Origin of the sequence: Streptacidiphilus albus JL83 (genome assembly GCF_000744705.1) — a bacterium.
GTDB lineage: Bacteria > Actinomycetota > Actinomycetes > Streptomycetales > Streptomycetaceae > Streptacidiphilus > Streptacidiphilus albus.
Map to the genome: position 1 here is coordinate 1,796,520 of NZ_JQML01000001.1, position 21,217 is coordinate 1,817,736.

Sequence of the window (21,217 nt, forward strand, 5' to 3'; positions counted from 1 at the left end):
GCGAAGGGTGCCCATACGGTCACCTTCACCTGCCACGGCTGTCGGCTGCCTGCGGCGTGCTACCGGGAGACTACTCCGTGCATAGGCAGATGCACGTGCATCTGCCGTGTCTCCACATGCACGTGAATCCACTCTTGCATCTGACGTATGCGAAGAGGACCATGGTGCACGTGCACCTGCACGCCCACTGGCAGTCCTGCGGGGACCCCGCTCCCCCCACATGCCACGCCGACTTGCCGCCTCGCACTCCCTTCGTGGACGAGGCGCTAGCAGGCGTCGCAGCGCCCTTATGGGAGGAGCTCTTCATGAGCCCGAGCACGACGGTGGCCGCCGACCCCGATGTGGTCAGCTGTGCCCTCGCGCCTCGCCACGAGTCGGTCCGTACCGCCCGCGAGTTCACCAAGCTCACGCTGAACCGCTGGGAGCTGACCGACCTCTTCGACGACATCGCCCTGGTCGCCAGCGAACTGGTGACCAATGCGCTGCGCCATGCACTGGCGGCGGTGCCGGCGCCCGAGCAGCGGACCAGCAGCTGGGGACGGCGCGGGGCACAGGACCCGATCGGCAGCCGGCTGGACGCCTGCTCGGAGACGGCGCCGCTGATCCGGCTCAGCCTGGTCCGCCGCAGCCCGCAGGTGGTCTGCGCGGTCAGCGACCCCAGCGGGCAGGGGCCGGTGGCCAGGGAGGCCGACTTCATAGCCGAGTCCGGCCGCGGGCTGCACCTGGTCGACTCGTTCAGCCAGTCCTGGGGCTGGCACCCGGTGACCGCCGGCGGCAAGGTGGTCTGGGCCCTGTTCGACCTGTCCTGAGGGCGGCCCCCGGGCCGGGCCCCGAGGACGAGAAAGGTGCGGCGGGCGTGGAGCACGCCTGCCGCACCTCTGCGAAGCCCCTGCACAGCCCCGGCCAACACTCTGCGAACAAGAAATCTGCGGAACCGACCGCAGGCCGGCGCCCGGCCGGTGGCCGGGCCGCCTCCGGCGAGCTACTCGGCGAGGTGGTCGAACTCGCCCTTCTTGACCCCGTCCAGCAGCGCGGCGATCTCCGCGCGGGTATAGATCAGCGCCGGTCCCTCGGGAAAGCGTGAATTGCGCACCGCCACATCCCCGCCTGCGAGGCGGGCCAGCTCGACGCACTGCCCCTGAGAGTTGCTCAGGCGGCTCTTCTGCCAGACCGCACCGGCTATCTCCGTGGCGGGCATGCCGTTGTACGTGCGACGCATAAGTGTCTCCCGATCGTGCGAGTGGTGCTTCGCGAGGCAGCGGGTCGCCTCACTGCTTGTAATGGTATCGCCAGTGCAGGTGCACGTGCAGGCGCTTATGCGTATGCACGTGCGTTCACCACATGTGACAACTGACGCTCCGTGAAGCGAAGTTGCCGCAACGAAAGGGACATATCGTCGCGCGCCCGCGACTCAGGGCAACCAGTGCTGCGCAGGGAGCTGCAAGATCGACAGCATGGAGCCCTGCTGTGACGCACAGTCAGTAACCGATTCGCGCAACTAACACGCCGCCTACTTCTGTGACGCTGCTCACGATCGGAAGGTTCCCCGGGGTCGACTGCCCCGTCCCGGACGTCCGAACCGGCGGACTTGGTCGGTCATTTCCGGCGTATCCCACCAAATCACAACACTCCGCTGGGAGTTCGCCGCCGAAAGCGGGAGCCCGGCTCCCGGCCACCGTAGGTATGACCTACGATCGTCCGACATGAGCTCTGCCGCCACTCCCAGCACCCCGCTGCCCGTCCGCACCCCCGGCTCGCGGGCGCGCGGCCGCCACCGTCGTCCGGAACGTCCGGAGATACCTGCGGGCGCGCCTGCGCTGCTCCTCGCCGTGCCCGGGGAGCCCACCTCGTCCACCCAGCAGATCGCCGACGAGCTGGTCTCACTGGTCCGCGCCGAGCAGCCCGGGATCGACGTCACCGCCGTCTACCTGGTCGCTGACCAGGCACTGGACGCCGTACCGGCAGCGCAGGCCCCGGCCGAGGGGGACGCTCCGACCGAGGGGGACGCGCAGGACGGCGACGTGCCGGCGGCGGTTTTCGGAACGGAGCCGGCCGGTCCGCCGAGCCTCGCGGCCGCGCTCGCGCGCGCGGCCGAGGCCGGAGCGGCCGTGCCGGTCGTCGTCCCGCTGCTGCCCGGACCGAACACCGCCTTCGACCTGGCGCTGGCGGATCTCGGCGGCGGGATCACCACCACCGACCCGCTCGGTCCGCACCCGCTGCTCGCCGAGGCGCTGCACGTCCGGCTGTCCGAGGCCGGACTGGCCCGCGCCGACCGGGCCCGGCTGTTCGCGGTGAACACCGCGGCCGACGGCATCGTCCTGGCGACCGTCGGCGGCCCCGAGGCGCTGCAGTTCGCCGAGGTCACCGGGGTGCTGCTGGCCGCGCGGCTGGCCGTGCCGGTGGTGGCCGCGACCCTGGACGAGCCCGGCTCGGTGGCCGCCGCCGCCACGCACCTGCGCGAGACCGGCTGCGGTCAGCCGGCGCTGGCGCCCTACCTGATCGGCCCCGAGGTCGACGCCGACCTGCTGAAGAGCGTGGCGGCCGAGACCGACTGCCCGGCGGCGGAGACGCTGGGCGCCTACCCCACCATCGCCCGGCTGGTGCTCGGGCTGTACCTGGGCGCGATCGGCGTCGAGCGCGACGCCGATCTGACCTGAGCCGGCCCCGACCGGCCTGACGGCGGGTCACCGGAGGGAGGGCGTGCGGCTGCTGCCGGCGCCCTCCGTTCGCGTGCCCGGACCGCCCCGGTAAGGCGGTCAGCCGCGGGTCGGCACCGCCGCCGTCGAGCCGCGCACCACCAGCTCCGGCTGGAAGACGAACTCCCCGCGCTGCGCCGGGTTTCCGCTGATCTCCTCCAGCAGCACGTTGACCGCCGCCGCACCCATCGCCTCCACCGGCTGCCGGATGGTGGTCAGCGGCGGGTCGGCGAAGGCGATCAGCGGCGAGTCGTCGAAACCGACCACCGAGACCGATCCCGGGACCGAGAGCCCGCGCGCCCGCACGCCCCGGATCGCGCCGAAGGCCATCAGGTCGCTGCCGCAGACGATGGCCGTGCAGCCCCGGTCCAGCAGCGCGTTGGCGGCCGCCTGGCCGCCCTCCACGGTGAACAGCGAGTGCTGGACCAGCTCGGCGAGGCCGGCCGGGTCCAGACCGAAGCGGGAGCGCATCTCCTCGGTGAAGCCCTCGACCTTGCGCTCGACCGGCACGAAGCGGGCCGGGCCGACGGCCAGGCCGATCCGCTCGTGGCCGAGGCCGGCGAGGTGCTGGACGGCCATGTGCATCGCCGCGCGGTCGTCCGGCGAGATGAAGGGGGCGGTGATCCGCGGGCTGTAGCCGTTGATCATGACGAAGGGCACGCCCTTGCCGATCAGCCGGGCGTAGCGCTCGGTGTCGGCGGTGGTGTCGGCGTGCAGCCCGGAGATGAAGACGATGCCGGTGACGCCGCGCTCGACCAGCAGCTCGACCAGTTCGTCCTCGGTGGAGCCGCCCGGGGTCTGGGTGCAGAGCACCGGCGTGTAGCCGTAGCGGGTCAGCACCTGCTCGATGACCTGGGTGAAGGCCGGGAAGATCGGGTTGCTCAGCTCGGGGGTGATCAGCCCGATGAGCCCGGCGCTGCGCTGCCGCAGCCGGGTCGGACGCTCGTAGCCGAGCACGTCCAGCGCGGCCAGCACCGACTGCCGGGTGGTGGCGGACACCCCCGGCTTGCCGTTCAGCACGCGGGAGACCGTGGCCTCGCTGACCCCCGCCTGGGCCGCGATGTCCGCCAGCCGTGCAGTGTTCAAGAATGCTTCCCAGGGTCGGGTGGATGCTCGTCACCCGCAGCCTATTGCACGGTGGGGTTCCGGCCGATCGATTCACCCGGTCCCGCCGGAGCCGGACGTGCGGAAGCCCCGGCGCGGGGCGGGTGCCCTGCGCCGGGGGTGGCTCCGTCCACCGACCGGCCGTCCACCGAGCGGCCGTCCACCGAGCGGCCGTCCGCCGACCGGCCGACCGTCAGCCCGCCGCCCGGGGGCGGGCCGCGCCGGTGGAGCCGCGGACGACCAGCTCCGGCTGGAAGACGAACTCGGCCCGGTGCAGCGCGTTGCCGTTGATCTCCTCCAGCAGCGCGTCCACGGCCGCGCCGCCCATCGCCTCCACCGGCTGCCGGATGGTGGTCAGCGGCGGGTCGGCGAAGGCGATCAGCGGCGAGTCGTCGAAGCCCACCACCGAGACGTCGCCGGGCACTTCGAGTCCGCGCTGGCGCACCGCCCGGACCACCCCGAAGGCCATCAGATCGCTGCCGCAGACCACCGCCGTGCAGCCCTTGTCCAACAGTCCGGCGGCGGCGGCGTGGCCGCCCTCGACGCTGAACAGGGTGTGCGCGACCAGCTCGGAGCTCTGCTCCGGGCTCCGGCCCAGCAGCTCCTGGCAGGCGGCGGCGAAGCCCTCGGTCTTCCGCTGCGCCGGGACGAAGCGGCGCTGACCGAGCGCCAGCCCGATCCGCTCGTGGCCGAGTTCGGCCAGGTGCTGGACGGCCATCCGCATCGCCGCCCGGTCGTCCGGGGAGACGAAGGTCGCGGAGATCCGCTCGCTGTAGCCGTTGATCAGCACGTACGGCACGCCCCGGGCGGCCAGCCGGGCGTACCGCTCCATGTCGGCGGTGGTGTCGGCGTGCAGCCCGGAGACGAAGACGATGCCGGTGACGCCCCGGTCCACCAGCATGTCGACCAGTTCGTCCTCGGTGGAGCCGCCCGGGGTCTGGGTGCAGAGCAGCGGGGTGTACCCGTGCCGGGTCAGCACCTGCTCGATGACCTGCGCCAGCGCCGGGAAGATCGGGTTGTTCAGCTCGGGGGTGATCAGCCCGATCAGCCCGGCGCTGCGCTGCCGCAGCCGGGTCGGACGCTCGTAGCCGAGCACGTCCAGCGCGGCCAGCACCGACTGCCGGGTACCGGCGGAGACCCCCGCCTTCCCGTTGAGGACCCGGGAGACGGTGGCCTCGCTCACCCCCGCCTGGACGGCGATGTCGGCCAGGCGGGGGCCGGCGGAGACGGACGGCATGTCAGCAGGACCACCAGACGGTCGTGTCGGCCGGGAGCAGCACCTCGTCGCCGACCGGCGGGAGGTCGCCGGAGGCGAGCAGCACCCGGCCGGGGGCGGGCAGCCGCACCGGCTGCCGGCCGGTGTTGACGGTGCAGACCAACTCCCCGTCGGCGCTGCGGCGGCGGAAGGCCAGGACGTCGCTCGGGCTGTCCAGCCACTCGACCGAGTCCCCGGCGCCGAGGGCCGGGTGCTCGCGGCGCAGGGCCAGCGCCCGGCGGTAGAACTCCAGGGTGGAGGAGGCGTCGCCGGTCTGCGCCTCGACGCTGAGCTTGGCCCACTCGGCCGGCTGCGGCAGCCAGCTTGGTCCGCCCTCGACCGGTCCGAAGCCGTACGGGGCGGCGGTGCCGGACCAGGGCAGCGGTACCCGGCAGCCGTCGCGCATGCCCTCCTGGCCCTCGGCCTCGGTGCCCCGGGCCCGTTGGAACGCCGGGTCCTGGCGGACCGCGTCGGGCAGGTCGAGCACCTCGGGCAGGCCGAGCTCCTCGCCCTGGTAGACGTAGGCCGAGCCGGGCAGGGCGAGCATCAGCAGGGTGGCGGCGCGGGCGCGGAGCAGGTCCTGCTTCGCGTTGCCGCCGCCGAGGCGGGTGCGGTGGCGGACCACGTCGTGGTTGGAGAGCACCCAGGTGGCGGGGGCCTGCACCGGGCGCATGGCGGCCAGCGAGACGTCGATCACCGCGCGCAGCGGCTCGGCCTCCCAGGCGGTGCCCAGGTACTGGAAGTTGAACGCCTGGTGCAGCTCGTCCGGGCGCAGGTAGTTGGCGGTGCGCTCGACCGTCGGCGTCCAGGCCTCGGCGACGCCGATCCGCCGGGTCTCCGGGTCGGTGCCGTACTCGTCCAGGATGGCGCGCCACTGGCGGTAGATCTCGTGGACGCCGTCCTGGTCGAAGAAGGGCAGCACGTCGTTGCCGAGCAGCCGGAGCTGGTCGTGCACCCCGATGTCGGGCAGGCCGGGGGCCTTGACCAGGCCGTGGGCGACGTCGATCCGGAACCCGTCGGCGCCGAGGTCGAGCCAGAAGCGCAGCAGCGAGCGGAACTCGTCGGCGACGGCGGGGCTGTCCCAGTCGAAGTCGGGCTGCTCGGGGGCGAAGAGGTGGAGGTACCACTCGCCGGGTGTGCCGTCGGGGTTCCGGCTGCGGGTCCAGGCCGGGCCGCCGAAGACGGACTCCCAGTCGTTGGGCGGAAGTTCGCCGTTCGCGCCCTGCCCGGGGCGGAAGTGGAAGCGCCGCCGCAGCGTGCTGCCGGGACCCTCCCGCAGCGCCTGCCGGAACCAGGGGTGCTGGTCGGAGGCGTGGTTGGGGACAATGTCGACGATCACCCGCAGGCCGAGCGCGTGGGCGTCGGCGATCAGGCCCTCGGCGTCGGCGAGGTCGCCGAACATCGGGTCGACCCGGCGGTAGTCGGAGACGTCGTAGCCGGCGTCGGCCTGCGGGGAGGCGTAGAAGGGGGAGAGCCAGACGGCGTCCACGCCGAGTTCGCGGAGGTAGGGCAGCCGGGAGCGGATCCCGGCGAGGTCGCCCATGCCGTCGCCGTCGGCGTCGGCGAAGCTGCGCGGGTAGACCTGGTAGATCACCGCGTCGCGCCACCAGCCGGTTCTGCGCGCGGAGTCGGTCCCGGCCGCGGTGGCGGCGGTCTCGGTTCCGGCGGGCAGGTTCTGGGCGGCAAGGTGCTGGGTCATGGGATCCCTTGTGGACTCGGGCGTCGGACGGTGAGCGGCGTCGATCACCAGATGATCAACGGAGGAACGGCGGGGCAGGGCACGCGAGGGGCCGTCAGCCCTTGGTCCCGCCGGCGGTGAGGCCGGTGACCAGGTGCTTCTGCACCAGGTAGAAGACCAGGGCGGCAGGGACGGCGACCAGGACACCCATCGCCGCCATCAGGTTCCACTGCTGGTTGTACTGGCTGACGAAGGTCTGGATGCCCACCGCCAGCGTGTACTTGTCGGAGGAGAGCATGAAGATCGAGGAGTAGGCGACCTCGCCCCAGGCGGTGAGGAAGCTGTAGAAGGCGGCGACCGCCAGGCCGGGCTTGGCCAGCGGCACGATCAGCCGCCAGAAGACCCCGAGGGGGCTGAGCCCGTCGATCCGGCCGGCCTCGTCGATCTCGACCGGGATGGTGTCGAAGTAGCCCTTCATCATGAAGGCGCAGAAGGGCACCGTGGTGCTGCAGTAGATGATGATCAGGCCCTGGTAGCTGTCCAGCAGGTCCAGCTCAGACATGATCTTGTAGAGCGGCACCAGCAGCACCGACACCGGGAACATCTGGGTCAGCAGGAAGGTCCACATCAGCTGGCGGTGGCCGGGGAACCGCATCCGGGAGACGGCGTAGCCGGCGGTCGAGGCGAGCAGCACCCCGAAGAACATGGTGCCGCCGCTGACGATCACCGAGTTGGCGAACCAGGTGAAGAAGTCCGTGTGGAACAGCACATAGCCGTAGTTGGACAGCGAGGCCTTGCCCAGGATGCTGCCCGGGTGCAGGAAGTCGTTGGTGCCGGGCCCGAGCGAGACGTAGGCGATCCAGCCGATCGGGAACACCGCGACCAGGCTGACCAGGGCCAGCACGCCGTGCAGCGCCAGCGAGGCCCCCTTGCCACGCTCGCCCCGGCCCCGGGGCCGGGCGGCGGTGCGCTCCGACTGCCGCGCGGTGCGCTGCGGCGCTTCTGCGACGGTACTCACGGCGGGTCCTCCGGTCGGCCGGTCTGCGGGGGTGGCGGTGCGGTCGCTCATGACGCGGCCTGCTGCTCGTTGCGGGCCAGCCAGCGGCGGTAGAAGCCGGCGAAGACCACCAGCATGGACAGGATGAGCACGCCGTAGGCGGCCGAGTCGGCGTAGTCCTGCGGCTGCTGACCGTAGAACAGCTGGTAGGCGTAGGTGACCAGGATCTGGACGCTGTCGCTGCCGGTGTTGCCGAAGAGCAGGAAGATGACGTTGAACTGGTTGAAGGTCCAGATCACGCCGAGCAGCACGACGGTGCCGCTGACCGGCCGCAGCCCCGGCAGGGTGACGTGCCGGAAACGCTGCCAGGGGGTGGCGCCGTCCATCTCGGCGGCCTCGTAGAGCTCGCCCGGGATCGCCTGCATCCCGCCCAGCAGCGAGACCATCATGAACGGCACCCCGACCCAGGTGTTGACCGCGATGGCGGCGACCTGCTGCCAGATCGGGACGCTGAGCCAGCTCGGGGTCGGCAGGTGCAGCGCCCCGAGGACGCCGTTGAGCACGCCGTTGTCGCTCAGGATCAGCCGCCAGGAGAAGATGGTGACGAAGGTGGGCACGGCCCAGGGCAGCACCAGCAGCACCCGGTACAGGGTCCGGCCGCGCAGCTTGCGGTTGAGCAGCACCGCGAGGCTGAGCCCGAAGCCGTAGGTGAGGGCGACGCAGCTGACCGTCCAGACGATGGTCCAGACGAAGTGCGGCCAGAACTCGCGGTCGGCGCCGGAGAGGATCTGGGTGTAGTTGTGCAGCCCGACCCATGAGTAGGTGTCAGGGATGTGGTTGACCCCGATGGTGCGGCCCACGTTGAGGCTGGTCGCGTCGGTCAGCGACAGGTAGACGCCGCGGGCCAGCGGGTAGAGCACCACCACGGCGATGACCAGCGCGACCGGGGCGGACATGGCCCAGGCGTACCAGTAGCGGTCGTAGGACTGCTTGATCCGGGCGAACAGCCCGCGCCTGGGACCGGCCGGGGCCCGGCGCTCCTTCAGGGCTCCGCCCTGCACGGGGACGGCCATCTGCGACACCTCTTCTCACACGTTCATGCTGTTCGGCGGGACTGCGTCGGCCGGTCCGACCCGGGCGGGTCGGACCGGCCGGGTGGCGGCTAGTGGTCGGAGAAGCCGGGCAGCAGCTTGCCGATGGCGGCGGCCGTGGTGTCCAGGCCGGACTGGACGCTCTCCTGGCCGAGCAGGATCTTGGTGTAGTCGTTGCCGAAGGGCGTGTAGAGCGAGCTGTACTCGGGCAGGGCCGGGCGCGGCACCGAGTGGCTGAGGATCGCCTGGAAGCCGGCGATGCCGGGGTCGGCGTTGACGGCGGCGGTGTAGGCGTCGCTGCGGGCCGGCAGGGTGCCGTTCTTCAGCGCGACGGTGGTCTCGCTGGCGGCCGAGGTCATGAAGGCGATGAACTTCTCGGAGGCGGCGAGGTGGGCCGCGTCGGCGCCGGCGTAGGCGACCAGGTTCTGGCCGCCGGTGGGGGCGCCGGCCGTGCCGGTGGAGCCGGCCGGGACGGCGGCGATGCCGAGGTTGGCGTGGTTGCCGAAGGCGCTGCCGCTGTAGACGTTGGTGATGTCCCACGGGCCCTGGACGACCATGGCGACCTTGCCGCTCTCGAAGGCGTCCATGATGTCGGTGTCGGCGTTGGCGGTGATGTCCAGCTTGGACACCCCGGGGGCGCCGATGAAGCTCTTGGCGGTGGTGATCGCCTTGACCGCGGCGGCCGAGTTGACGGTGATCTTGTTGCTGGCGGCGTCGACCAGGTCGGTGCCCTCGCCGAACAGGAAGGGCATGCCGTAGTAGCCGGAGGCCTCCAGGGCGAATCCGTCGACCCCGGCCTTCTGCTTGATCACCGCGGCGTCGGCCTTGAGCGCGTCCCAGCTGGTGGGGGCGGCGGTGATGCCCGCCTTGGCGAACAGCTCCTTGTTGTACATCAGGCCGAGGGTGTCGGTGACCTGCGGGGCGCCGTAGACGTGGCCGCCGAAGCTCGCCTGCTTGATCAGGCTGGCCTCGAAGGCGGACTGGTCGGCCATGGCGGGGGTGCCGTCGAGCGGGGCGAGGAAACCGGCCTTGGCGAAGGCGGGGGTCCAGCCGACGTCGGAGCGGAGCACGTCGGGGGCGCCGCTGCTGCCCGCAGCGGTCTGGAACTTCGCCTCGGCGGTGCCGAAGGGCACGTTGACGTAGTTCACCTTGATCGTCGGGTTGGCCGCCTCGAAGGCCGCGACCAGCGCCTTGTAGGTCGGGGCCTCGTTGGTGGCGTCCGAGGTGTCCCACCAGGTGATGGTGACCGGGCCGTTGGCCTTGGTGGAAGACCCGGCACTGCTGCCGCTACCTCCGCAAGCACTTGCAGAAACCGCTATCGCCGTTGCCAGAACAGCTGCCGCAATGCCACGACGCATTGTGCACTCCTTGGAGGGTGGTTATGCCCGGATCTGATGGGGGACGGCACCTGACGTACGCGGGCCTCCCGTGGCCGACGCACCGTTGTTGCCGCCGGGCTTGGGGAGGAACGTAACAGTGGCGCGCATTGCTCGGAAAGTCCTTGCAACAACTTTCTGCAAGAAGAGGTGATCGTTACATTCGCGTGTCCGTCCGATGACCGTTCCGGGCGGGGCTTCCTTGACAGGCCGGGGTCCCCGGCCATGGGATGTGGACGCGCCCCCACTCGGGGCGGGCACCGAGCCGGCGTCGCTCAGGAGGCGAAAGTGGCGTACTACCGCAGCACGGGGGCGATCCCCCCGAAGAGGCACACCCAGCACCGGGACCCCTCCGGAACGCTCTACTTCGAGGAGTTGATGGGAGAGGAGGGCTTCTCCTCCGACTCCTCCCTGCTCTACCACCGGCACCTGCCCTCGGCGCTGGTGGACAGCCGGGTCTGGCCGCTGGAGGGCGCCAAGCCCGAGCCCAACCACCCGCTCAAGCCCTACCACTTCCGGCTGCACGACCTCTTCCCGGGCGAGCAGTGGCGGCAGTCCGACCCGGTCCGCGACCGGCGCACCGTGCTCGGCAACGCCGACGTCCGGATCTCCTACGTCGCCGCCGGGCTGCCCTCCCCGCTCTACCGCAACGGGATAGGGGACGAGTGCGTCTACGTCGAGTCCGGCGCCGGGGTGATGGAGAGCGTCTTCGGCAGCCTGGAGGTCGGCGAGGGCGACTACGTGATCGTGCCGCGCGCCACCACCCACCGCTGGCTGCCCACCGGCGACCGTCCGCTGCGGCTCTACGCGATCGAGGCCAACAGCCACATCACCCCGGCCAAGCGCTACCTCTCACGCTTCGGCCAGCTGCTGGAGCACGCCCCCTTCTGCGAGCGCGACCTGCGCGGACCGGTCGGCCCGCTGCTCAGCGAGGAGCCGGGCGACGTCGAGGTCTACGTCAAACACCGGGTCGGCGGGGACATCGGCGGCACCGTGCTCACCGTCCCCGAGCACCCCTTCGACGTGGTCGGCTGGGACGGCTGCCTCTACCCCTACGCCTTCAACATCAGCGACTACGAGCCGATCACCGGCCGGATCCACCAGCCGCCGCCGGCCCACCAGGTCTTCGAGGGCCAGAATTTCGTGATCTGCAACTTCGTGCCGCGCAAGGTGGACTACCACCCGCTGTCGATCCCGGTCCCCTACTACCACGCCAACGTCGACAGCGACGAGGTGATGTTCTACTGCGGCGGCGACTACGAGGCCCGCAAGGGCTCCGGCATCGGCCAGGGCTCGGTCTCGCTGCACCCGGGCGGCCACACCCACGGCCCGCAGCCCGGCGCCTACGAGCGCAGCATCGGCGCGGTGGCCTTCGACGAACTCGCGGTCATGGTCGACACCTTCCGTCCGCTGGAGCTCGCCGAGGGCGCCCGGGCCAGCGACGACGGACGCTACGCGTGGAGCTGGAGCGGACGCGGCCCCGAGGGCCCGCTCGGCCCGGTCGAGGCGGCGGGCGACCCCGAGTGAGCCGGACGCCGGTCCTCGGTCAGCGGGACCGCGGCGGGCTGACCGGCGGCGGGCTGACCGGCGGCCGACCGACCGACTCGGCGACCTGCTCCGACGCCGGGGCGGCCACCGAGCCGGCCTGGCAGGGCGCCAGCCTCGGGGCCGGCCAGGCGAACAGCCCCCGGTTCCGGATGTCCACATAGACGCACTCCCCGGTGAGGCCCAGGGCGATCCTGGTCTCACCGGGGCCGAAGGCCGCGCTGATCCGCAGCCGGAGCGGCAGTCCCGCCGCCGTCAGCAGCCTGGCCACCCCGGCGTTGTCGACCGGCGGCGACTGCTCGGCCAGCGGCAACGAGTTCAGCCGGTCCGCCAGCTGCGGCGCCGCCGGTCCGCCGACCGCACCCGGGGCGGCGAGGTCGTGGCGGTGGCCGATGGTCTCGGCGAGCTGGCCCACGGCGACCAGCCCCGCCACGCTGAGCAGGGCGAGGCAGCAGCCGAGACCGGCCCGCCAGGAGCCCCGGTCGGCCGGGGCCGGTGCGCGCGCCGGCGGCCGGGCGCCCTCGCCCCCCGGCTCCGCCTGCGCGACAGCTTCGACCACTGCTCCGCCTTCACCCGCGATGTGTCGATCCCGTGAAGGTCCATTCTGCGTCCGCTGTCCTCCCCCGCACCGGGGAATAGCCGGATTATCGTTCCAGGCTTCGATGGTGACGATCCCTCAGCCCGCCGCCATGGCCAGTTCGACGACCTCCACCAGCACGTCCTTCACCGAGTCCCTGACCCGGGCGTCGCAGAGCACCAGCGGGATCGCCGGGTCCAGGTCCAGCGCGGTGCGCACCTGCTCGACGGGGTAGGACCGGGCCCCGTCGAAGCAGTTGACCGCCACCACGAACGGGATGCCGCGCTGCTCGAAGTAGTCCACCGAGGGGAAGCAGTCCTCCAGCCGGCGGGTGTCCGCGAGCACCACCGCGCCGAGCGCGCCGACCGCCAGCTCGTCCCAGACGAACCAGAACCGGTCCTGCCCGGGGGTGCCGAACAGGTAGACGGCCAGCCCCTCGCGGATGTCGATCCGGCCGAAGTCCATGGCGACGGTGGTGGTGCGCTTCCCCTCCACCCCGTCCACGGAGTCGACCGGCCGACCGGCCTCGCTCAGCCGCTCCTCGGTCCGCAGCGGCCGGATCTCGCTCACCGCCCCGACCAGGGTGGTCTTGCCCGCGCCGAAACCGCCCGCGACCAGGATCTTCAGCGCCGTTATGGAGTCCACGGCTGGATCTTATCGATCAGGACGTACCTGCGGACAGTTGCGCGAACCGGGTGAGGCTCTGGGTGTAGGCGATGGGGGTGACATGCACCGGTCCCGCGTAGGGATGGCTCATCTGGAACACCATGAAGATCCCGAAACCGACCACCGCGCCGACCAGTCCGAGGGCGACGGCCTCCCGTAGTTGGAAGGTGAGTCCGGCGATCGGCGCATAGAGCAGTACCAGCAGCCCGGTGGCGACCATCGCCGGGTAGAGCGGCCCCGGCAGCGAGTCCGAGGTGTCGGCCAGCCGGATCTGCCGGGTGGTGTAGACGTCGTCGAGATCGCTCAGCTCCTGGGTCTGCGCCGGTGTGACGGGCATCGCGAGGACGTGGTCGCGGACCTTGTCCAGGGCGGCCCAGGTCGCGTTGTCCGCCTTGCCGGTCGACGACATGCTGGCGAACTCGTGGTGGATGACCGAGGTGACATAGGCGGTCAGCAGCGGCCGGGTGGTCACGTCGGCGTCCGTGTAGGCCGCATTGAGGGCGCGGGCCTCGTCGAAGGTGTGGCCCTTGGAGGTGTTGATGTTGGACCAGGAGCCGGCGATCAGGAAGGCGATGACCAGGATGAAGGAGGAGAGCGAGGCCGAGCCGAGGAAGCCCAGCGCACCGCCGGAGAAGGTGCCCTCGCGGGAGCGGTGGGTCCGGCCGAAGGAGGCGAGCAGGACGACGGCGATAATGCCGCCGATGAGCGCGCAGAGAATGAAGCCGAGGATCATCGGTGCCTCCCGACAGCGTGGCTGAGGTATCCCGCACCGGCGGCGACCAGGGCGGGCAGGGTGACGGCCATGAAGACGAAGGCCGCCTCCGGCGAGGCCGCCGGGACGGTGACGCTCTGGTGCACGATCACCGGGGGCGTCGGCTTGGCCACGGTGACCGCCTTGAGGTGGTGGGGCGGCGGCGGGGGCGGCAGCACGGCCTGCGGATGCGGACGGACCACCACCGGACGCGGATGGACCACCGGCGGGCGCGGATGCGGGTGGACGACCGGTGGGCGCGGAGGCGGCGGCGGGGGTGGCGGCGGGGGTGGTGGAGGCGGGGCGGGGGCGGGGGCGGGGGCGGGGGCGGGCAGGGCATCCGCGGCATCGGTGGCGGGTGCGGCCAGAAGTGCCAGTGGTGGCCGTCGTGGCGGCCGTACCAGCCGTGGCCGCCGCCGTCGCGGCGGCCGCCACCGCCGTCGCCGCCGCCGAAGTGCCCGCCGTAGCCGCCACCGTGGACGTGCCCGCCGTCGTGGACGTGCCCGGCGCCGTGGTCGGCCGAGGGCGGCAGGCCGGAGGCCGGCGCGGCGGGGGGTCGGGGGACGGGCGGGACCGGCGGCTGTGGCACGCCGGGCCAATGATGCTGCGGTAGACCGGAGTTGCGTCCCATGGGCACAAGTTGCCCCAAAGCCGTCCGGGTCAGTGACGGACCCGACCCAAACCGCCCATCCGGGTGTCAATCACTGGAACGCCTGTACGGCGACAGCACAGTCAGAGCGCCCGCAGCCCCCGGATCACCTCGCGCAGCACGCTCTCGTCGGGCAGCTCCGCCGCCGGGACCGGGCGGCTGACGCTGATCAGCTCGGCGTCCAGCAGATCGCCCAGCAGGATCCGGACCACCCCCAGCGGCAGGTCGCTGCCGGTGGCGATCTCGGCGACCGACAGCGGGCGGCTCCGGACCAGTTCCAGGATCGCGTGGTGCTCGGGGTCCTCGGCCAGGTCGTCGTCGGCGTCCGGGGCGGAGACGGCGGAGACCTGCGCGATCACGTCGAAGGCGTTGCTCTCGGCGTGCCAGGTCCGGCCCCGGGTGAGGGTGTAGGGGCGGACCAGCTGCGCCTGCTCCGCCGCGTCCTCGGCCCACTCGTCCGCCGGGCCCTCCCCCGGCCCCGGGAACCCCCGCACGACCCTCACCGCTCTGCGGCCAGGCCGGTCCGCGCCTCGGTGCCCAGGTGCTCACCGACGCGCCGGACGAGCAGGGCCATCTCGTAGGCGACCAGGCCGACATCGGCCTCGGCCTCGCTGAACACGGCGAGGCAGCTGCCGTCCCCGGCGGCGGTCACGAACAGGAACGCCTGCTCCAGCTCGATCATGGTCTGCCGCACCTCCCCCGCCTTGAAGTGCCGGCTCGCGCCCTTGGCCAGGCTGTGGAAGCCGGAGGCGACCGCCGCCAGGTGCTCGGAGTCCTCGCGGGTCAGCCCCGCCGAGGCGCCGGTCGCCAGTCCGTCGCTGGACAGGACGACGGCGTGCCGGACCTCGGGCACCCGCCGGACCAGGTCGTCCAGGAGCCAGTTGAGATCGTTGGAGGGCTTCGTCGGTACGGTCAACGGACCGGTCCTTCCGCTGGTGCAGTGCTGGAGTGGGGGGCAGCGCCGGACGAGGGGTTGTCCGGGGGTTCGTCGGCTGTCGCCGGGGTGGCCGACAGGTGCAGGGCGGTGGGACGGGCGGTGCTGCTGCCGCGTCCCCGGCTGAGGCCGCGCTGGTAGGAGGAGAAGGTCTGCCGGATCTCCTCGGGCGAGCGCTCCCGGGCGGCGGTCTCCTCCGGCTCGGGCGCGCCGGAGCGGCGGCGCTCGGCGGCCTCCCTGAGCTGCGGGGCGAGGTTGGCCTGCCGGACCCGGCGCGGCAGCAGCTCGGACACCGGCGCGGCGGCCTGCTCGACGACCGGGCGGACGGCTGCGGGCCGGACTGCGGGCCGGACTGCGGGCGTGGGCCGGACTGCGGGCGCGGGCGCCGGGGCGGCGCCTTCACGGGCGGCGCCTTCACGGGCGGCCAGGTAGCCCTCGGCCCGCGAGGGCAGCGCCCGTCGGCGCGGCAGCCCGCCGGCGCCGTCCTCCTCCGGCGGCACCGCGCGCGGGCCGCCGGGGGCCGACTGCGGTGTCCCCTGCGGGAGTTCGCGACCCAGCCGCATCCGCGCGGCGGGCAGGACCAGCTCCGAGGTCTCCTCGGCCTGGGTCTCGGCGGGGCGCGGCGCGGCCTCGGTGAGCAGGTCGGGCGGCAGCAGCACCACGGCGGTAGTGCCGCCGTAGGGGGACTTCCGCAGCGAGACCTGGATGCCGTGCCGACCACTGAGCCGGCTGACCACGAAGAGCCCGAGCCGGTCGGTGTCGCTGAGGTCGAAGTCGCCGGCGGCGGCCAGCCGTTCGTTGGCGGCCGTCATCGCCTCGTCGCCCATGCCCAGGCCCCGGTCGTCGATCTCCAGCACGAAGCCGTTGGCCACCAGTTCGCCCTGGATCCGGACCTGGGTGTGCGGCGGGGAGAAGACCGTGGCGTTCTCGACCAGTTCGGCCAGCAGGTGGACCACGTCGGAGACGGCGCCGCCGACCACGGCGACCGGCGGCATCCGGTGCACCCGGACCCGGGCGTAGTCCTCGACCTCGCCGACGGCCGCGCGGACCACGTCCAGGATCCGCACCGGCCGCCGCCAGGAGCGGCCGGGGGCCGCACCGGAGAGGATGATCAGGCCCTCTGCGTGCCGCCGCATCCGGGTGGTCAGGTGGTCGAGCCGGAACAGGTCGGCCAGTTCCTCGGGCTGGTCGGCGCTGCGCTCCATCTCGTCCAGCAGGGTCAGCTGCCGGTGCAGCAGCGCCTGGCTGCGCCTGGCCAGGTTGACGAAGACGGCGGCGACGCCCCGGCGCAGCTCGGCCTGTTCGACGGCGGCCTCGACGGCGGCCCGCTGCACCGCGTTGAAGGCCCGGCCGACCTGGGCGATCTCGTCCCGGCCGCGGCTGTCGCCGACGTTCACCGTGGGCACCTCGGCCGCGAGGTCGACCCGTTCGCCCTGGCGCAGCCGCCGCATCACGTCGGGCAGCCGGGCGTCGGCCAGGTCGAAGGCGGAGTCGCGGAGCCCGACCAGCTCGCGGACCAGGCCGCGGCCGATCCGGATCGACACCAGCAGCGAGAGCAGCACCGCGAGCAGGCCGACCGCGCCGACCACGCCCTGCTGGGAGATCACGCCCAGGGCGTAGGAGCGGGCGTCGGACTCGACCATCCCGGCGGCCTGGTTGTCGATGGTGCTGAGGTCGCCGAGGGTGTTGGTGAGGGTGGTCTGCCAGTCGGCGGGGGCGATGTCCCGGGCGGCGGTGGCCTGGCCGAACTCGGCGGCCTCGTCCTCCAGATTGGTCAGCGCGACGTACTGGGTGCCGCCGGTGAACTGGAGGAAGAGCCGCTGGGTGGCGGCGGGCAGCTGCGGCGGGTCGACCTGGAAGAGCAGCTGCTCGCCCTCCCCGGCGGTGAGGAAGGCCTGGAACTGGGTCTGGTCGAAGGCTCCGGCGACGTGCGCGCCGGTCATCAGCGCGTCCTCCTCGGAGATGTACTCCCGGGCCCGGACCAGTTCGATGACATAGCCGGCCTCACGGGTGAGGTCGCCGACCGGGAGGCTGGTGAGCGAGAGCCGCAGCGCAAAGAAAGGATTCTGCGCACCGGTGTAGGTCCGGTAGACCTGGTACCAGGTGAGCGAGCCCTGCTCGACCTCGGCCCGCCCGGACCGGACGATCTGGATCTCCTGCAGTACCCCGCGCAGGGCCGCCTGCTGATCGCTGTTCAGCTGCTCGACCCGGTGCGTCTGGGCGGCGTGGGAGACGACCACGGCGGCGTCCGCGTCGGTGGCGGCCTCGGCGCGGTGCAGGGTGGTCAGGTCGCCCTTGCCGGCCGGGGCGGCGGCGAAGGCCACGGCCGCCCGGCGCTCGTCCTGGAGCGCCAGCGAGAGGGTGTCCGAGGGGGCGCCGATCCAGGTGTACTCGGCGTTGATCCGGGTCAGCGACCACACCTGGCCGATCGAGACGATGGTGGTGTAACTCCACAGGGCGCACAGCGAGATCAGCGGGACCAGCAGCAGCGCGATCAGCTTCGCGCGGATGGATCTGCTGCGAAAGCGCATGGACTCCCCCGGACTGCGGCTCGGTAGACAGGTGCGGGCGCACAAGATACCAATGGTGCCGTGCGAGCCTACTCCCTGCCCGGGGGCCGGTTCGAGTCAGTTCGAGTGGCGAATCGGGTCAGGATTCGCGTCACGAGCCGCCTCCCGGCACAGCCGTCGCAGCGGTTCGGCGACCACCTGTGGGCGCTCTGTCAGCAGCATGTGTCCGCAGCCCGGCTCGATGTGGAGGGCGGCCTGCGGCAGCTCGTCCACCAGCCGGCGGCTGTGGACGACCGGGGTGAGCCGGTCCAGCGCCCCGACCACGACCTCGACCGGCACTCCCGCCAGCGCTCCCAGCGCGCCCGCCTTGTCATGGGCCATCAGCGCCGGGTACCAGCCGGCCACCGCGATCATCGGGCAGCCGTGGATCATGCGCGCCCCGGCCAGCACCGCCTGGCGCGGGGCCGTCGGACCGTAGAGGTAGCGCTTGACCAGGAAGGGGTTGAGGCCGCGCTCCGGTCCGGGCAGCCGGGCGCGGATCCGCTCGGAGCTCCTGGGGGTGACGGCGCAGTAGCCGAAGAAGGCCGACTGGACGTGGCCCTGGACCCGCAGCCGGAGCGGCGCCTCCCGCCGCCCGCGCGGGTCGAGCCCTCCGGCCGAAGTGCTGGTCAGCAGCACGCCCTTGATCCGGCCGCCCTCCGCACCGCCCTCGAAGAGCTCGGGGCGGGCGGCGGCCAGCGCCATGATGGTCATCCCGCCCATGGAGTGCCCGCCGAGCACCACCGCCCCGGTCGGCGCGGTCTGCTCGATCACCCGGGCGAGGTCCCGGCCGAGCAGGTCGATGCTCCAGGGGGCGAGGCCGCCCTGGGACCGGCCGTGCCCGCGCTGGTCGTAGCGGACCACCCGGACCCCCTCCCCGGCCAGCTGCTCGGCCTGCCGCTCCCAGGCGGAGGCGTCGAGGGTCCAGCCGTGGGCGAGGACCAGGGTGACCGGCGCATCCTCGGGCCCGTCCGCGCGGGCGGCGAGCAGGGCGCCGTCCTCGGCGGTGACGGTGAGGTCGGAGCTCACAGCGGCAGGGGACATGGAGCACTCCATCCGATGGACACGGTCGGTCGGTGAGGGCGCCGAATCCAGGGCTCGCGGCGTCAACTTACCGTTCAGTAAGGTATGGCCCGGGCGCTGCGCCGTCAATGGCACGGATATACGCGCACACCCTGCCCCCGGAGGTTAACCTCCGGTAACTTACGAGTCCCGCCGCGACACCGCGACGGAGTGGGGGGCGACGAAGGGAGCTACCCGTGCGGGAGTTCGCCGTACCGGCGCTGGCCGAACCACTGCTCACGGGCGGGCTGGCCGAGTCCGTCTTCACCTCGGCCGACAAGGACCCCGGGCTGGTCGCGCTCTCCCGGCGCACCCCCGACGGCGGCTGGGAGGACGTCAGCACCGCGCAGTTCCGCGACGAGGTGCTCGCCATCGCCAAGGGCCTGCTGCACCAGGGCGTCCGCTTCGGCGACCGGGTCGCGCTGATGTCGCGCACCCGCTACGAGTGGGCCGTCCTGGACTACGCCCTGTGGACCATCGGCGCCCAGCCGGTCCCGGTCTACCCCACCGCCTCCGCCGAGCAGTTGCACTGGATCCTGGCCGACTCGCAGGCCGTCGCCTGCATCGTGGAGCACGAGGACCACGCCATGACGGTCGGCTCGATCTGCGACAACCTGCCCTCGCTGCGCCGGATCTGGCAGCTGGACACCGGCGCCCTCAAGGAGCTCGCCCTCGCCGGGCGCAGCATCCCCGACGAACTGATCGACCGTCACCGCAGCTCGGTCGCCCCGGAGTCGGTCGCGACCGTGATCTACACCTCGGGCACCACCGGCCGTCCCAAGGGCTGCCTGCTCTCGCACGCCAACTTCGCCGCCGAGACCGACAACATCGTGGCCGCCTACCAGGAGGTCTTCCGCCGGCACGGCAACGAGCAGCCGTCCACCCTGCTCTTCCTGCCGCTCGCCCACGTCTTCGGCCGGATGGTGCAGATCGCGGCGCTGCGCTCGGGCGTCCGGCTGGGTCACGAGCCCAGTCTCGCCCCCGCCCAACTGCTGCCCGCCCTGGCCTCGTTCCGGCCGACCTTCGTCCCGGCCGTCCCCTCCGTGTTCGAGAAGCTGCTCCAACGGGCCCGGGAGGCGGCCGAGACCGGCGGCCGGGCCGCGGCCTTCGAGAAGGCGTACGACCTGGCCGTGCGCTACGCCACCGCCGTCGAGCGGCACGCCTTCGGCAACGGCGCCGGCCCCTCGCCGGCCCTGCGGCTGCAGCACCAGGTCTACGACCGCGCCGTCTACAGCCGGCTGCGCGCGGTGCTCGGCGGCCGGGTCCGGCACGCCATGTCCGGCGGCTCGCCGATGAGCCGCGAGCTCGGGCTGTTCTTCGCCGGCGCCGGTGTCCCGGTCTACGAGGGCTACGGGCTCACCGAGTCCACCGCCGCCGTCACCTCCAACCCGCCCGACCGCCCCCGCTTCGGCACCGTCGGCCGACCGGTCCCCGGCACCACCGTCCGGATCGCCGAGGACGGCGAGGTACTGGTGCGCGGCGGCCAGGTCTTCCAGGGCTACCTGGACAACGCGCTGGGACGTCCGGTCCGCAGCAGCTGGCTGGCCACCGGCGACCTGGGCCGCCTGGACGCCGAGGGCTACCTCAGCATCACCGGCCGGAAGAAGGAGATCATCGTCACCAGCAGCGGCAAGACCGTCGCCCCGGCGCTGCTGGAGGACCGGGTCCGACTCCATCCGCTGGTCTCCCAGTGCATCGTCGTCGGCGACAACCGCCCCTGCATCGGCGCGCTGCTGACCCTCGACCGGGAGGCCCTCGCCCACTGGCAGCGCCGACGCGGCAAGCCCGAACTGCCGCCCGCCCAGGCCCGGCGCGATCCGGACCTGCACGCCGAACTGCAGCGCGCGGTGGCGGCGGCCAACACCGCCGTCTCCCGGGCCGAGTCGATCCGCGCCTTCCGGGTGCTGGCCGAGGACTTCACCGAGCGGCAGGGGCTGCTCACCCCCTCGCTCAAGCTCCGCCGCCGGGCCGTGCACGCGGCCTGCGCGGCCGACATCGACGCCCTCTACGCCACCGCCGAGGCGTAGCAGGCGCCGAGGCCGACCGCCTCCGGCTACTTCCAGTCGAAGCGGTAGGTCCGGTAGGTGTTCACCCCGGCCGGGAACTCGGCGTTGAAGACCAGCGCCCCGGAGCGGCTGTACTCGGAGATGTACGGCAGCGCGCCCCGGCCGACCACCAGCTCGCCGTTGGGCAGCGTCTGCCCGTTGCCCTGCGAGGGGGCGATCAGGCCCTCCGGCCAATCGACCGAGCGCACCAGCGTCCGTGCCCCCACCGACCACTCTGCGGC

Annotated in this window: 21 protein-coding genes; 5 read left to right on the forward strand and 16 right to left on the reverse strand. The window is 72.5% G+C overall.

What is annotated here, in order from left to right; all coding sequences use genetic code 11:
- Positions 1 to 305: 305 nt before the first annotated feature.
- Positions 306 to 809 carry an ATP-binding protein gene (locus BS75_RS07710; RefSeq protein ID WP_034087668.1) on the forward strand — a complete coding sequence of 168 codons (504 nt, stop codon included), beginning with the start codon at positions 306 to 308 and terminating at the stop codon, positions 807 to 809.
- A 173-nt stretch (positions 810 to 982) separates the two neighbouring features.
- Here BS75_RS07710 and BS75_RS07715 read toward each other — a convergent pair whose 3' ends face one another.
- Entirely contained in the window at positions 983 to 1,219 is a 237-nt protein-coding gene (locus tag BS75_RS07715) for a DUF397 domain-containing protein (RefSeq protein ID WP_034087669.1), read from the reverse strand.
- A gap of 484 nt (positions 1,220 to 1,703) precedes the next feature.
- Between BS75_RS07715 and BS75_RS07720 the strand changes: the two genes are divergently transcribed.
- On the forward strand, positions 1,704 to 2,657 hold the full coding sequence (locus BS75_RS07720; protein WP_081982173.1) for a sirohydrochlorin chelatase: 954 nt from the start codon (positions 1,704 to 1,706) through the stop codon (positions 2,655 to 2,657).
- A 99-nt stretch (positions 2,658 to 2,756) separates the two neighbouring features.
- Here BS75_RS07720 and BS75_RS07725 read toward each other — a convergent pair whose 3' ends face one another.
- From BS75_RS07725 to BS75_RS07750, 6 genes are all read right to left on the reverse strand, one after another.
- Positions 2,757 to 3,782 (reverse strand): LacI family DNA-binding transcriptional regulator, encoded by a 1,026-nt coding sequence (locus BS75_RS07725; protein WP_034087670.1) that lies wholly within the window; start codon positions 3,780 to 3,782, stop codon positions 2,757 to 2,759.
- A 211-nt stretch (positions 3,783 to 3,993) separates the two neighbouring features.
- Positions 3,994 to 5,037: a LacI family DNA-binding transcriptional regulator gene (locus BS75_RS07730; protein WP_034087671.1), complete on the reverse strand. Its 1,044-nt coding sequence runs from the start codon at positions 5,035 to 5,037 to the stop codon at positions 3,994 to 3,996.
- A 1-nt stretch (position 5,038) separates the two neighbouring features.
- Complete coding sequence (locus BS75_RS07735) at positions 5,039 to 6,754, reverse strand: glycoside hydrolase family 13 protein (RefSeq protein ID WP_034087672.1); 1,716 nt, start codon at positions 6,752 to 6,754, stop codon at positions 5,039 to 5,041.
- A gap of 94 nt (positions 6,755 to 6,848) precedes the next feature.
- Positions 6,849 to 7,802 carry a sugar ABC transporter permease gene (locus tag BS75_RS07740; protein ID WP_081982174.1) on the reverse strand — a complete coding sequence of 318 codons (954 nt, stop codon included), beginning with the start codon at positions 7,800 to 7,802 and terminating at the stop codon, positions 6,849 to 6,851.
- A complete protein-coding gene (locus BS75_RS07745) occupies positions 7,799 to 8,803 on the reverse strand; it encodes a carbohydrate ABC transporter permease (RefSeq protein ID WP_034092600.1) in 1,005 nt (334 codons plus the stop codon). The genes BS75_RS07740 and BS75_RS07745 overlap by 4 nt, the downstream gene beginning before the upstream one ends.
- A gap of 89 nt (positions 8,804 to 8,892) precedes the next feature.
- Complete coding sequence (locus tag BS75_RS07750; RefSeq protein WP_034087673.1) at positions 8,893 to 10,179, reverse strand: extracellular solute-binding protein; 1,287 nt, start codon at positions 10,177 to 10,179, stop codon at positions 8,893 to 8,895.
- A gap of 306 nt (positions 10,180 to 10,485) precedes the next feature.
- On the opposite strand from BS75_RS07750, the gene BS75_RS07755 reads away from it, so the two are divergent.
- The gene (locus BS75_RS07755; protein ID WP_042440107.1) at positions 10,486 to 11,724 is read left to right on the forward strand and encodes a homogentisate 1,2-dioxygenase; all 1,239 of its coding nucleotides are present in this window, start codon (positions 10,486 to 10,488) and stop codon (positions 11,722 to 11,724) included.
- 19 nt (positions 11,725 to 11,743) lie between these two features.
- Here the strand turns inward: BS75_RS07755 and BS75_RS07760 are convergent, their stop codons facing one another.
- From BS75_RS07760 to BS75_RS47915, 4 genes are all read right to left on the reverse strand, one after another.
- On the reverse strand, positions 11,744 to 12,301 hold the full coding sequence (locus tag BS75_RS07760; RefSeq protein ID WP_034087674.1) for a hypothetical protein: 558 nt from the start codon (positions 12,299 to 12,301) through the stop codon (positions 11,744 to 11,746).
- Between the two features lie 117 nt (positions 12,302 to 12,418).
- Positions 12,419 to 12,964 carry a GTP-binding protein gene (locus tag BS75_RS07765; RefSeq protein ID WP_042440108.1) on the reverse strand — a complete coding sequence of 182 codons (546 nt, stop codon included), beginning with the start codon at positions 12,962 to 12,964 and terminating at the stop codon, positions 12,419 to 12,421.
- Between the two features lie 16 nt (positions 12,965 to 12,980).
- On the reverse strand, positions 12,981 to 13,718 hold the full coding sequence (locus tag BS75_RS07770) for a bestrophin-like domain (RefSeq protein WP_034087676.1): 738 nt from the start codon (positions 13,716 to 13,718) through the stop codon (positions 12,981 to 12,983).
- Positions 13,715 to 13,960 (reverse strand): hypothetical protein, encoded by a 246-nt coding sequence (locus BS75_RS47915; RefSeq protein ID WP_034087677.1) that lies wholly within the window; start codon positions 13,958 to 13,960, stop codon positions 13,715 to 13,717. The genes BS75_RS07770 and BS75_RS47915 overlap by 4 nt, the downstream gene beginning before the upstream one ends.
- 164 nt (positions 13,961 to 14,124) lie before the next feature.
- Here BS75_RS47915 and BS75_RS47920 point away from each other — a divergent pair, with 164 nt between their 5' ends.
- Positions 14,125 to 14,349: a hypothetical protein gene (locus BS75_RS47920; RefSeq protein WP_156164230.1), complete on the forward strand. Its 225-nt coding sequence runs from the start codon at positions 14,125 to 14,127 to the stop codon at positions 14,347 to 14,349.
- Between the two features lie 119 nt (positions 14,350 to 14,468).
- Here BS75_RS47920 and BS75_RS07785 read toward each other — a convergent pair whose 3' ends face one another.
- The 4 genes from BS75_RS07785 to BS75_RS07800 form a co-directional block, all read right to left on the reverse strand.
- Positions 14,469 to 14,879 carry a DUF742 domain-containing protein gene (locus tag BS75_RS07785; protein WP_034087679.1) on the reverse strand — a complete coding sequence of 137 codons (411 nt, stop codon included), beginning with the start codon at positions 14,877 to 14,879 and terminating at the stop codon, positions 14,469 to 14,471.
- Between the two features lie 5 nt (positions 14,880 to 14,884).
- Positions 14,885 to 15,301: a roadblock/LC7 domain-containing protein gene (locus BS75_RS07790; RefSeq protein WP_034087680.1), complete on the reverse strand. Its 417-nt coding sequence runs from the start codon at positions 15,299 to 15,301 to the stop codon at positions 14,885 to 14,887.
- Complete coding sequence (locus BS75_RS07795) at positions 15,298 to 17,850, reverse strand: sensor histidine kinase (RefSeq protein ID WP_034087681.1); 2,553 nt, start codon at positions 17,848 to 17,850, stop codon at positions 15,298 to 15,300. The genes BS75_RS07790 and BS75_RS07795 overlap by 4 nt, the downstream gene beginning before the upstream one ends.
- A gap of 96 nt (positions 17,851 to 17,946) precedes the next feature.
- Positions 17,947 to 18,912 (reverse strand): alpha/beta fold hydrolase, encoded by a 966-nt coding sequence (locus BS75_RS07800; RefSeq protein WP_160312306.1) that lies wholly within the window; start codon positions 18,910 to 18,912, stop codon positions 17,947 to 17,949.
- Between the two features lie 215 nt (positions 18,913 to 19,127).
- Here BS75_RS07800 and BS75_RS07805 point away from each other — a divergent pair, with 215 nt between their 5' ends.
- Positions 19,128 to 20,957: an AMP-dependent synthetase/ligase gene (locus tag BS75_RS07805; RefSeq protein WP_034087683.1), complete on the forward strand. Its 1,830-nt coding sequence runs from the start codon at positions 19,128 to 19,130 to the stop codon at positions 20,955 to 20,957.
- Between the two features lie 26 nt (positions 20,958 to 20,983).
- Here BS75_RS07805 and BS75_RS07810 read toward each other — a convergent pair whose 3' ends face one another.
- Positions 20,984 to 21,184 (reverse strand): hypothetical protein, encoded by a 201-nt coding sequence (locus tag BS75_RS07810; protein ID WP_034087684.1) that lies wholly within the window; start codon positions 21,182 to 21,184, stop codon positions 20,984 to 20,986.
- Between the last annotated feature and the right edge of the window lie 33 nt (positions 21,185 to 21,217).